Source organism: Ensifer sp. GW823-FHT05D09 (genome assembly GCF_058795755.1).
Genome location: NZ_JBXAIA010000007.1, coordinates 355,974 through 368,194 on the forward strand (window position 1 = coordinate 355,974; position 12,221 = coordinate 368,194).

At 60.6% G+C, this 12,221-nt stretch carries 10 protein-coding genes and 1 pseudogene; 6 read left to right on the top strand and 5 right to left on the bottom strand.

Annotation, left to right across the window (positions count from 1 at the left end):
* The 4 genes from AC1Q80_RS21175 to AC1Q80_RS21190 form a co-directional block, all read right to left on the bottom strand.
* Positions 1-816, bottom strand: a complete 816-nt coding sequence (locus AC1Q80_RS21175; RefSeq protein WP_492361719.1) for a carbohydrate ABC transporter permease — start codon at positions 814-816, stop codon at positions 1-3.
* The gene (locus tag AC1Q80_RS21180) at positions 813-1,709 is read right to left on the bottom strand and encodes a carbohydrate ABC transporter permease (RefSeq protein WP_173421444.1); all 897 of its coding nucleotides are present in this window, start codon (positions 1,707-1,709) and stop codon (positions 813-815) included. Before AC1Q80_RS21180 ends, AC1Q80_RS21175 begins: the two co-directional genes overlap by 4 nt.
* 104 nt (positions 1,710-1,813) lie before the next feature.
* Entirely contained in the window at positions 1,814-3,082 is a 1,269-nt protein-coding gene (locus AC1Q80_RS21185) for an ABC transporter substrate-binding protein (RefSeq protein ID WP_173421445.1), read from the bottom strand.
* Between the two features lie 134 nt (positions 3,083-3,216).
* On the bottom strand, positions 3,217-4,263 hold the full coding sequence (locus AC1Q80_RS21190) for a LacI family DNA-binding transcriptional regulator (protein ID WP_492361720.1): 1,047 nt from the start codon (positions 4,261-4,263) through the stop codon (positions 3,217-3,219).
* Between the two features lie 336 nt (positions 4,264-4,599).
* Here AC1Q80_RS21190 and argH point away from each other — a divergent pair, with 336 nt between their 5' ends.
* Together argH and AC1Q80_RS21200 are read left to right on the top strand one after the other, a co-directional pair.
* Positions 4,600-5,988 carry an argininosuccinate lyase gene (argH, locus tag AC1Q80_RS21195; RefSeq protein ID WP_492361721.1) on the top strand — a complete coding sequence of 463 codons (1,389 nt, stop codon included), beginning with the start codon at positions 4,600-4,602 and terminating at the stop codon, positions 5,986-5,988.
* 73 nt (positions 5,989-6,061) lie between these two features.
* A complete protein-coding gene (locus AC1Q80_RS21200) occupies positions 6,062-6,970 on the top strand; it encodes a LysR substrate-binding domain-containing protein (RefSeq protein WP_173421454.1) in 909 nt (302 codons plus the stop codon).
* A gap of 37 nt (positions 6,971-7,007) precedes the next feature.
* Here AC1Q80_RS21200 and AC1Q80_RS21205 read toward each other — a convergent pair whose 3' ends face one another.
* The gene (locus AC1Q80_RS21205; RefSeq protein WP_492361722.1) at positions 7,008-7,877 is read right to left on the bottom strand and encodes a DMT family transporter; all 870 of its coding nucleotides are present in this window, start codon (positions 7,875-7,877) and stop codon (positions 7,008-7,010) included.
* A gap of 369 nt (positions 7,878-8,246) precedes the next feature.
* Here AC1Q80_RS21205 and AC1Q80_RS21210 point away from each other — a divergent pair, with 369 nt between their 5' ends.
* From AC1Q80_RS21210 to AC1Q80_RS21225, 4 genes and pseudogenes are all read left to right on the top strand, one after another.
* Complete coding sequence (locus AC1Q80_RS21210) at positions 8,247-9,770, top strand: sugar ABC transporter ATP-binding protein (RefSeq protein ID WP_209789231.1); 1,524 nt, start codon at positions 8,247-8,249, stop codon at positions 9,768-9,770.
* Between the two features lie 15 nt (positions 9,771-9,785).
* Positions 9,786-10,790 carry an ABC transporter permease gene (locus AC1Q80_RS21215; RefSeq protein ID WP_173421457.1) on the top strand — a complete coding sequence of 335 codons (1,005 nt, stop codon included), beginning with the start codon at positions 9,786-9,788 and terminating at the stop codon, positions 10,788-10,790.
* Positions 10,791-10,864: 74 nt separating this feature from the next.
* A complete protein-coding gene (locus AC1Q80_RS21220; RefSeq protein ID WP_173421458.1) occupies positions 10,865-11,824 on the top strand; it encodes a substrate-binding domain-containing protein in 960 nt (319 codons plus the stop codon).
* Positions 11,825-11,966: 142 nt separating this feature from the next.
* Positions 11,967-12,221: pseudogene (locus tag AC1Q80_RS21225) on the top strand (sugar phosphate isomerase/epimerase); the annotation flags it as partial.

A 12,221-nucleotide genomic window follows, 5' to 3' on the forward strand; every position in this document is an offset into this window, starting at 1 on the left:
CTATTTCACTGAACCGAGCATGCCCTGCACGAACTGGCGCTGCATGACGAAGAAGACGAGAAGGGTGGGAAGGGTGGCGAGGATGGTGCCGATCATGACCACGCCGTAATCGGGGTAATAGGCGGAGGCGAGCGAGGAGACGACGAGGGTGATCGTCTTCGTCTCGTTCGACTGCAGGACGATGAGCGGCCAGAGGTAGTTATTCCAGTTGGTCATGAAGACGATGACGAAAGCGGCCGCGTAGGTGGAGCGCATCACCGGAACGTAGATGTAGAGAAAGATCTGCCATTCCTTGAGGCCGTCGACCTTGGCGGCGTCGCGAAGCTCCGTCTGGAAGGCCTTGGTCGACTGGCGGAAATAGAAGATGATGAAGGCGGACGCGATCGTCGGCAGCATGATCGCAATATGTGTGTTGATGAGGCCGCTTCTCGCCATCATCATGAACAGCGGGATCATCAGCGCTGCAAACGGCACCATGAGCGTCAGAAGCACAAGCGCGTAGATACGATCGCGCGCCTTTGACCTGAACATCTCAAAACCGTAGCCGGCGAGCGACGACACGACGATCGTCAGCAGCGTCGCAAGCACGGCAACCTTGATCGAGTTCCAGAAAACCAGCGGCACGTCGACCTGTGAGAAGAAGTTGGCGACGTTGATGCCGAAGGCATCGCCTATCCCCGTTCGGCCGCTGATGATGTCGATCGACTTGTTGGTCGAGCTGATCACCATCCAGATGAACGGGAAGATCGACAGGAAGGCCGCCGTCCCCAGGAAGACGTATTGCAGCACAGTCGTTGCAAGGCGCGAGACGTTCATGACCGGTCCCTCGCGGCGTAAAACTGGAGGAAGGACAGAAGCGCCACCATGAGGACGATGACGTAGGAAATCGTCGCCGCGTAGCCGAAGCTCGGCATGAAGCGGAAGGTGAGATTGTAGATATAAAGCGAGAGTGTCAGCGTCGCGTTCGCCGGGCCGCCGCGTCCCTCGGTCAGATTGTAGACTTCGTCAAAAAGCTGGATCGTGCCGATGGTCGAGATGATTGTCGTAAACAGGATCACCGGCTTCAGCATCGGCACGGTGATATAGACGAAGCGGGCCCAGGCGGGCACGCCATCGATCCGCGCCGCCTCGTAGATCGACTTGTCGACGTTCTGCAGGGCCGCCAGGTAAAAGATCATGTTGTAGCCGGTCCAGCGCCAGGTAATGGCGAGGATGACGAGCACCTTGGCCCAGAAGGGTTCCGTCAGCCAGCCGATCGGCGTCGAGATCAGACCGATCGCCAGCAGTGCGGAGTTCACCACGCCATCGACGGAGAACATGCTCTTGAAGAGCACGGAATAGGCGACGAGCGAGGCGACGCAGGGCAGAAAAATGGCGGTGCGGAAGAAGCCGATGAATTTCAGCTTGTCGTTGTTCAGGACCGCGGCGAGCATGAGCGCCAGGGTGATCATGATCGGCACCTGGATGATGAAGAAGGTGACGGTATTGGTCAGCGCCTGAAGGAAGACCGGATCGTTCCATAGCCGCACGACGTTTCCGAAGCCGGCAAACTTCATCATCATGCCCTTGCCCGCGAAGAAGGACAGGTAGAGCGAGCGCAGGATCGGGTAGACGAGGAAGATCGCGATGAGAAGCAATGATGGAGCGACGAACAGCCAGCCGTTCAGGTCGTAATACCGCTTCAATCCGCCTGTTTTTCCGGCAGCCATGGAACGCCCTCAGAAAAAGGGATGACATTGCGGGCGGCAGTGGCTCGATTGCCGCATGCCGCTCCAGCGAAAGAGGCAGGCGGTCGCCGCCTGCCTTGGGATGACTACTGGATCTGGCCCTGGGCCTGGCTGTCCACAGCCTTCAGCACGTCGTCGATGGGCGCGCCCTGGCCAAGCGACGGCAGATGCGCCGTGACCGCCGTGTCCACCTCGTTGGTGAAGACGCCGTAGTTGACCGCCGGAACCTTCGCCAGCCAGTCGGAGAAGTTCTGCCAGACCTTTTCACCGCCGAAGAAGGCATCGGCTTCGGAATAGGCCGGTCCGTTGCGCGCCGCCATCAGCGAGCCGACAGCACCGCGTTCCGTCAGGATCTTCTGATAGAAATCGACATCCTTGGCATAGACCTCGTTGAGGAAATCGATGGCTTCGTCCTTCTCGGCGGAGCTTGCTGTCACGTACCAGCTGGAACCGCCGAGATTGGAGGCATGGGATGCACCCTCGACGTTCAGCTTCGGAATGGGGGCCACACCCCATTTGCCGGACTGATCGGCCTGGGCCTTGACGGTGCCGGTAATCCACACGCCCGTCGTCACGGTGGCGACATCGCCGGAGGTGAAGGTCGCGACCCATTCCGTCCAGCCGGCAGCCGGCTTGTGAATGTTGGCCTGAAGGATCTTCTGCTCGGTCTCGAGCGCTGCCTTCAGGGCGGCGTTGTTCTCGATCGACAGATTGCCGTCCTTGTCGAAATACCAGCCGCCGGCGGACTGCATCAGGATGCGGACGAAGCCGGCATCATTGACGTCGAGACCCAGCATCTTCTTGCCGGTCTTGGCTTCGACCTGTTTTCCGATCTCGATGAAGCGGTCCCAGGTCAGGTCCTGCATATCTTCGGGCTTGAAGCCGGCCTGCTCGAGATAGTCCTTGCGGTAATAGAGGCCGGTGACACCGGAATCGAACGGCATGCCGTAGACGGCGCCATCCATCGTCATCAGTTGAACCTTGTACGGCGCGAAGCCGGAGAAATCGACCTTGCTGGAAAGCTCAGCGAAAGCGCCGGGGAAGGACTGAAGATACTTCTGCGCGCCATAGTCCTCGATCAGCACGATGTCGGGCAGTGCATCGGTCGTGCCCGAGGACAGCGCTGTCTGCAGCTTCTGCTCGACATCGGCCTTGGCGAAGTCGACGATGTTGAAAGTCGTTTCGGGATGCTTTGCGCTATAGCGCGCGGCTGCTTCCTTCATGATCGCAACGTTGAAGTTCGGATCCCAACACCAGACCGTGACTTCACCGGCAAAGGCGGCGGTGGACGCAAGCAGGCTTGCTGCGGCGAGCGCGCCAGCCGCAAAGCGCGACAGATTCGTTTTGCTGTACATCGTTTCCTCCCTAGAAACTTGCTGAGGGCAGGTTCTCCTCTCCCGCCGTCCGCGCAACAGTTACCGAAATTCAGGAAACACGCAAGGAAGATTTAGTAAATATTTATCTCGAATGAAAGCCGGGTCCCCGACGCCTAGGATTCCAAGGGTTTGCGACAGCTATCGCGCCAAACGAGTTCGGTGGAGATGCGCACCTGCTTGCCGTAGCTGCGGCCGGAAAGCCGCTCGAGCAACAGATCGACGGCCGTCTCGCCGATATGTTCACTGTGGATGCGCACCGTGCTGAGAGACGGCGTCAGGAACTGTGCTACCGGGATATCGTTGAAGGAGATGACGCCAAGGTCGCCCGGGATCGAAAGACCGAACTCCTGGATGGCGCGATAGGTGCCGATCGCCATGTTGTCGTTGGACGTCACGATCACATCCGGCCGGTCGGTAAGCGCAAGCAGTTCGCGCGCAAGACGATAGCCGGTATCGAGCCGAAGGCTCTGACCCGACGAGCAGTCGGCGAGCGCCAGAAGCTCAGGCGCGAACGTGCCGTTCTTCGTCTGCCAGTCGATATAGGCGGCACATCGGCGCTCGGCGAAATGCTGGACCGCGCCATTGAGATTTTCGTGGCTGCCGATAAAGCCGACGCGCTTGTATCCGCTGGATTTCAGGGCATCAAGGATCTTGCGGGTCGCAAGGCCAACGTCGGAAAACACACTGTCCAGCCGGTCGTTCCTGGGGTCAAAATCGGCAAAAACCACGTGGCGGGCATGCTCGTTCAGCCACGCGATCTCGTTGTCCGAGTGTTTGCCGATAACGATCACGCCCGATGCGCCTTCAAGCAGGGACGCTTCAGGAAGAGCATCGGAATGGAAGACCTTGACGATCTCCGTTCTCAGGTCGCGGCAACGGCTTTCGATGCCAAGCCGAACGCCGACATAATAGGGATCGGCAATCTCGTCCGAAGGCTCGAGAAAGTGCACGATGACAAGCTTGGTCAACAGGCTGGGGGCAGCCTGTCCGTTCGCCTTATTGCGATTGCGCGGAGTCTCGTAGTTCAGCGCCTCGGCCGTCTCGATGATCGCCTGCCGCTTCGCGGGCGAGATGGACAAGGCCGGGTCGTAGTTGAGTACCCTCGACACCGTGGCCGACGACACGCCAACGCTCTTGGCGATTTCCTTTATAGTGACCATGCCGTCATTCCATTGTTGTCATCGGGCGACTATGTCACATGCGCCCAAATTCTGAAATCGCTTTTAGTAAAGTTTTACTGTCGTTCGGGGCGTAGGGCCAACGAATATCTGACGCAAGCGCGAAAGCGGCGCAGTTATATCCAAGCGATAGGTTGTTCTCAACAAAGTCCACGGTTATCGGCAAGGAAGCGGAGACCTGTCTTGCTCCTGGCAGGTTTCCAAGGAAACGCGCCCAGCCGCGGTGCCGGCTTGCGATTTATGCATTCAACGCATGAATTGCATGCTGGATCGGCCGGGGCGCGTCACAACAAATCGCAAGAATGCTGAGAGGATGAGATGACTATGATGGCTGAGACGACCTGGTCGCCGCTCTTTAAGGAAGCGGTCTCCACGGACTTCCGCGATTTCCACGAATGCCTCGACCAGGACAAGCGCATCGCGCTTTATGATGTCGCTGGCTCCAAGGTTCACGCGCGCATGCTGGCGCGGGCCGGCATACTGACCGAAGAGGAAAACAACCGGATCCAGGTTGGCCTCGATCAGATCGCCGACGAAATGCGCGCCGGCACATTTGTGTGGAAGAAGGAGCTCGAGGACGTTCATATGAACGTCGAAAGCCGCCTGACCGCCCTTGTCGGCGACGCCGGCAAGAAATTGCACACGGCGCGTTCACGCAACGACCAGGTGGCAACGGACATCCGTCTTTACTCCCGTGCCGAACTGGACGCGCTCGCGGCTGAGCTGAAGTCGCTGGTGCTGGCTTTCGTCGACCTCGCCGATCGCCACGCGGAGACGATCATGCCGGGCTTCACCCATTTGCAGGTCGCCCAGCCCGTGACTTTCGGCCATCACATGATGGCCTATGCCGAGATGTTCCTGCGTGATCTTGAACGCGTAGGGCAGGCGCGCGAGCGGCTGAACGTCTCGCCGCTTGGGGCGGCCGCACTTGCCGGCACCGGCTATCCCATCGATCCGGCCTATAGCGCACGCGAACTCGGCTTTTCCCGCGCCTTCCGCAATTCGCTCGATGCCGTATCCGATCGGGACTACGTCGTCGACATCTGTGCGGCCGGCGCCATCATCATGGGGCATCTCTCGCGCTTTTCCGAGGAAGTCATCCTGTGGTGCACGCCGATGTTCGATTTCATCGAGGTCGGCGACCAGTTCTGCACTGGCTCCTCGATCATGCCGCAGAAGCGCAATCCCGATCTCGCCGAACTCGTGCGTGGCAAGGCGGCGCGCATAATCGGAAATCTGGCGACATCGGCAGCACTGATGAAGTCACAGCCGCTGGCCTTCAACAAGGACCAGCAGGAATCGAAGCCTCCCCTCACCGATACGCTGGAGAATGTGCGCGGTGCCGTCACGGTGACCACTCAGATGCTGCCGACGATCAAGGTGCGTGCCGCCAACATGCTGGCCGCCGCCGAACAAGGGTATTCCACGGCGACGGATCTGGCCGATTATCTGGTGCGTGCCGGCCTGCCTTTCCGCGATGCCCATCATGCTGTCGCGGCGATCGTCGGCGCGGCGCGAGAGAAGGGTCTGGCGACGCTCTCCGAAATGCCGCTTGCCGAGATGCAGACCTTTGCGTCGGCCATCGGTCAGGATGTTTATGAGGTGCTGAGCGTCGAGGGCTCCGTTGGCAGTCGCAACCATCCGGGCGGAACTGCTCCGCAACAGGTGAGAAGCGCCATCGCCGAGCTCCGCGCGCTTCTTGCCTGATCGTGACAGTCTGCGCTTTACCAACGCGATGGCGACTGTTTAAATGCCCCGGTTGCCATCGCGGAGGAGCCCTTTGAAGCCGGTTTTCGAGCAGAATCGCTTGCCGCCCTTGCAGACGCTGCAGACATTCTCGATCGTTGCGGAAACCGGCAGCTTCACGGCCGCAGCCACCGAACTCAACCTCAGCCAGAGTGCGATCAGCCGCCAGATCCAGCAACTGGAGCACTATTTCGGCTGCAGTCTGTTCGAGCGCCACACCCGCAAGGTGGTGATCACCGAGCAGGGGGCGGCGATCATGCCGATCGTCAACGGATTGCTCGTCTCGCTGCGCAATTCTTTCGAGGCGACGCGAACGAAGAGCCGATCGCTCACGATCCGAATGCCGCCCACTTTCGCGCGGCGGTGGCTGCTGCCGCGGCTTCCGGAACTGCAAAGCCGTCATGAAGATCTGAACATTACGATCGACACGGCGTGGTTTGCCCGCCCGACCTTTACGGTCGGCGACATCGACCTCCTGATCACCTACGGCAACGGCCATTGGCCGGGCATGGATGTTTTCCTGCTGCTTCCGGAAAAACTGACGCCGATGTGCTCGCCAGCCGTTGCCGAAACGCTCGGTGATCCTGCGTCGCTCGAAAACCTGTCGGCCTGTGTGTTGTTGCATTCCAACCCGCGCCAGAGCGACTGGACGTTGTGGCTGCAGGCGGAAGGGGCCTATGATTTCCGCGCCGCCCGCAACCAGATCTTCGACACGCAGGATTTCGCGATGACGGCTGCCGCAAGCGGTTACGGCGTTACGATGGGCGACCTCTATCTGGCAAAGCAGGACCTGCAAAACGGCGAGCTGGTGACGCCGTTCCCGCGCATCATCGATAGCGGCTATGGCTACTACGCCCTCTATCCGGCCCGCACCGAGACGCGACGGAAGGTTGCGGATCTCGTTGAATGGCTGACGGAAGCAGGCCCCGTCGACGAGCGCTAGAGGACCGACGCGTGTCGGGCGTGCAACTCGTCAGAGTTTAAGATCGCTTCGCCAACTGGTGCTCTCGCCAGATGGTGAAAAGGCCGGCACCGACAACGATCGCTGCACCGGCGATCATGTTCAGCGTGACAATCTCGTTGAACAGAACGACAGCGATGATGACATTGAGAACCAGCTGGAAATAGGTGACGGGTTGCACCTCCGCTGCCGGTAGCAGTCCATAGGCCCTGATGAGGAAATAGTGGCTCAGCGTGCCACAGACGCACAGCGCGGCAAGGGCGAACCAGTCGGACGGCTGGACATCGGTCCAATAGAACGGGCCGATCATTGAGATCGCGACTGCGCCTGCGACGCCGGCATAAAACAGGCTTGTGACCGCAGAATCCTCGTGACTGACGGCGCGGGTGGCGATGCTGTAGAGGGCAAACAGCACGGCTGCCGCAAGCGGCAGGAGCAGCGACAGGTCGAAGTGAACGTCGATCGGATTGATAATCACCAGAACGCCGATCATGCCGACCATGACCGCCATCCCCCGCCGCCAGCCGACCGTTTCTCCGAGAAGGGGGATCGAAAGCACGGTAATGATCAGCGGCGTTGCCTGGAAGATCGACTGGCTCATGGCAAGCCCGGCATGCACATAGGAAAAGACGATGATGACGATTTCCGCAACCAGCAGCAGTCCGCGGGTGATCTGCAGCCACGGGCGGCGCGTCTGGATGGCCCCCCGAACTCCGCCCGGCGACGACGCTGCGAAGCAGAACACGAACAGCGCGAATGCCCAGAACCGGATCATTGTTATGAAGAGTGCCGGGTAGCGATCACCAAGATACTTGGTAATCGCATCCTGGCCGGCAAAGATGCAGATCGCCAGGAAAGCGAACAGATAACCGCGGGTCTTAGGGGTCATTGCGCAAACGTACTCTCAATCATAGCGCACCCCGATAGCATGAAATCCGTGCGATGGCTCAAACCATTTGCAGCCTGTCCGGTGCGCCAGGCGGGCGGGGACGCTCCTCGGAAAATCGATCGTCCTTCTTGGTGTCCGCGTCCGAAGCGATCGGACGCTCCCTGCTTTCACGCTCCTCTTAGAGGCCGCTGTGCCACCGGTGTTTCAAATCAGCCGAGATCGAAACAAATTCTGATTTACGTACCTCAGAAAATGCGTTAGCAGTACTTCCGGAGGAGTTCTGATGACATTTTTTCGTTGCGTTCGTGCCGGGGCACGGGGCGTGGCTGCCGCCCCTATGGGGTGTGGCTTGACGATTCCGGTCGCCATATGACGGCTGCTGCATCCCAGAGTGCGCCGGTTGTGCTGCAGGCAAAGGGCGTTTCCAAGACGTTTGGTATCGTCGAAGTGCTGCGCGACATCGATGTGTCCGTGCGATCCGGCGAGGTCCACGCGATCATCGGCGAAAACGGCGCCGGCAAATCCACGCTGATGAAGATTCTGGCCGGCAACCACTTGCCGACCCGGGGCGAGCTTGCGATCGACGGAAGGCCGGTGCATTTTTCCGGTCCTGTCGATGCTGAGCAGGCGGGCATCGTTCTCGTCCATCAGGAAATCCTGCTCGCACCCGATCTGACGGTGGCGCAGAACATCTATCTCGGTCGCGAACTGCGCAAAGGCCTCACGGTCGATGACCGGGCCATGAACGAGGGCGCCGCCAAAGCGATCCGCGATCTCGGTGCCGAGATCGACCCGAAGACCATCGTCCGCCGCTTGTCGATCGCCCAGCGCCAACTGGTCCAGATTGCACGGGTGCTGCTGGTTCCGCACCGGGTGGTGATCTTCGACGAGCCGACGGCGTCCTTGACACCACACGAAACCGAAGCGCTTCTGAAAGTCATCAGGGACATCCGCGCCAAGGGTGTGGGCGTTCTCTACATTTCCCATCGCCTGCCGGAGGTGAAGGAGATCGCCGACCGGGTGACGGTGCTGCGTGACGGTCGGGTTGTTGCCGTGCACGATGCCGCGGAATTGCAGCCGGCAGACATGGCGCGGCTGATGGTCGGACGCGATGTGGCAAAACTCTACCCCGAGCGGCACGGCGGGCCGGCGCGGGAAGCCGTGCTCGAGGTCGAGGACTTTTCGGTGCCGGGCTTTGCCCGCAATGCGACGTTTCAGCTGCGCAAGGGCGAGATCCTCGGCTTTGCCGGCCTTGTCGGTGCCGGCCGCACCGAATTGATGGAGGGCGTCGTCGGGCTTCGCCCGGGCCACGGCCGGATCAGGCATCACGGCAAATCAGTCGATTTTTCGAGCGTTCAGGCAAGTTTGAAAGCCGGGCTCGTCTATCTGAGCGAGGACCGCAAGGGCAAGGGCCTGCTGCTGACCAAGGACCTCCGGGTCAACCTGACGCTGGCATCGCTTTCGAGGTTTGTCAAAACCATGCAGATCGACGGCAGACAAGAAGCCGAAGCGCTCGACACGGCGATCCGCGAGTTCGACATCCGAACCGGCCGCAAGGATATCCTGGCCGGGCAGCTGTCGGGCGGCAATCAGCAGAAGCTGCTGCTCGCCAAGATGATGATGCTGGATCCGGAGATCGTCATCATCGACGAGCCGACGCGCGGCATCGACATCGGCAACAAGGAACAGATTTACAAATTCATCGCCAAGCTCGCCGAGGAGGGGCGGTCGATCATCGTCGTCTCATCGGAAATGCCGGAACTGATCGGCATCTCCGATCGCATCCTCGTCATGCGAGAGGGCCACATCGTCGGCGAAGTTACGGGAGACAAGATGACGGAAAATGAGATCGTCGTTCTTGCGACAGGCGCCAATACCGGGGAGGCCGCGTAAGCGCGGGAGACGATCATGACGAATGTTGCAACCGAAACGCAGAAGGCGCCGCGGACGTCGCGAGACTGGGACATGGCAGCGATCGCGCCCTTTGTCGCGCTGGCGCTGCTGCTCATCCTTGGCTATTTCGCCAATCCGAACTTTGTCTCCGTCGCCAATCTCTTGAACGTCATCACGCGCAGCGCCTTCATCGCCATCATCGCGCTGGGCGCAACCTATGTGATTTCGTCCGGCGGGCTCGATCTTTCCGTCGGCTCGATGGTCGCCTTCGTCGCCAGCCTGATGATCCTGTTCATCAACAGCGGCGTCATCGCCGATCCGGTGCTGATGCTGATCTGCGCGGCAATGCTCACTCTGGTGCTCGGTGCGGCCTGCGGGCTTGTCAACGGGCTCATCACCACCGTCGGCCGGATCGAACCCTTCATCGCCACGCTCGGCACCATGGGCATCTATCGCGGGCTGACGACCTGGCTGTCGCAAGGCGGCGCCATCACGCTTCAGGACCGTGAGCTGCAGCAGATCTATCGGCCCGTGTACTTCGGCTCGGTCGCCGGCATTCCCGTGCCGATCATCATGATCTTCGTCACGGCGGCGATCGCCGCCTTCGTCCTCTATCGCACCCGCTATGGCCGTCATGTCGTCGCAGTCGGTTCCAACGAGGACGTCGCGCGCTATTCCGGCATCTCGGTCAACAAGGTCCGCACGATCGCCTATGTGATCCAGGGTCTCTGTGTCGCCGTCGCCGTGCTGCTCTATGTGCCGCGCCTCGGCTCGACGTCGGCCACAACAGGCATTCTCTGGGAGCTGCAGGCGATCACGGCGGTCGTCGTTGGCGGCACGGCTCTGCGGGGTGGCGTCGGCCGCATCTGGGGCACTGTCTGTGGCGCCTTCATCCTGGAGATCGTCGGCAACATCATGCTGCTTTCGAACTTCGTCAGCGAGTATCTGATCGGCGCCATCCAGGGCGCGATCATCATCATCGCCATGCTGGTGCAGCGCTCGCTTATGCGCCGCGCCTGAAGATTGGCCGGGCCGTTGGGGCGAGCCCGGTTTCATTGCAATCGAGGCCCCGTGGAACTCTTGGGAGGGAGACTATGCGTAGGACAATTTTCGGTTTGACCGTCGCCGCCGTGGCGGCATTTGCGGGCGCTGCACCGGGCGCCTTTGCGCAGGACAAGAAGGTAACGATCGGCGTCTCGATCCCTGCCGCTGACCATGGCTGGACGGCCGGCGTCGTCTTCCACGCCGAACGCGTCGCCAAGCTCCTGATGCAGGAGCATCCGGGCCTGAACGTCATCGTCAAGACATCGGCCGATGCCGCCACCCAGGCAAACGCCGTGCAGGACCTGGCGGTACAGGGACTTGATGCGCTGGTCATCCTGCCGTCGGATCCCGATCCGCTCGTCAACGCCATCCAGCAGGTCAAGGATTCCGGCGCCTTCGTCGCGCTCGTCGACCGCGCGCCGTCGGTCAACGACAGCTCGATCCGCGACCTCTATGTCGCCGGCAACAATCCGGCGCTCGGCCAGGTCGCCGGCGAATACATCAAGAAGACGACCCCGGACGCTGAAGTCGTCGTCATCCGCGGTCTGCCGATCCCGATCGACCAGCAGCGCCAGGATGGATTCGACAAGGGCATTGCCGGCTCCAACGTCAAGGTTCTCGATCGCCAGTACGGCAACTGGAACCGCGACGACGCCTTCCGCGTCATGCAGGACTATCTGACGAAATATCCGAAGATCGACGTGGTCTGGTGCCAGGACGACGACATGGCCGTCGGCGTTCTCGAAGCCATCGGGCAGGCCAAGCGCACGGACATTCAGTACATCGTTGCCGGTGCCGGCTCGAAGGACATGATCAAGAAGGTCATGGACGGCGACAAGATGGTTCCGGTCGACGTGCTCTATCCGCCGGCAATGGTCGCGACCGCAATGCAGCTGACCGCCGCCAAGTTCTATGACCAGGTTCCGGTCAGCGGCGAATACATCCTCGATGCCACGCTGGTCACGAAGGACAATGCAGAGCAGTTCTACTTCCCGGATTCTCCGTTCTGATTAACAAGGCGCGCCCGCCAGGCGGGCGCGCCCTTCCATCCGCATGCATTCTTCAGGTCGATCCCGCGCCTGGCCAACCCGCGCCCTGCGCTTCTTCAGTGTGACATCGATCCGGTCACGGCCACCTAGACGAGGAAAAATCATGAAAACGATCAAGGGCCCCGGCCTGTTTCTGGCGCAGTTTGCGGGCGATGTCGCACCGTTCAACTCGTTTGCGTCGATTGTGAAATGGGCTGCCGATTACGGCTACAAGGGCGTGCAGGTGCCGACATGGGATGCGCGGCTGATCGATCTCAAGAAGGCGGCGACGTCAAAGGCCTATTGCGACGAGCTCCAGGGTATTTCCCGCGACAACGGTGTCGAGATCACCGAGCTGTCGACCCATCTGCAGGGCCAG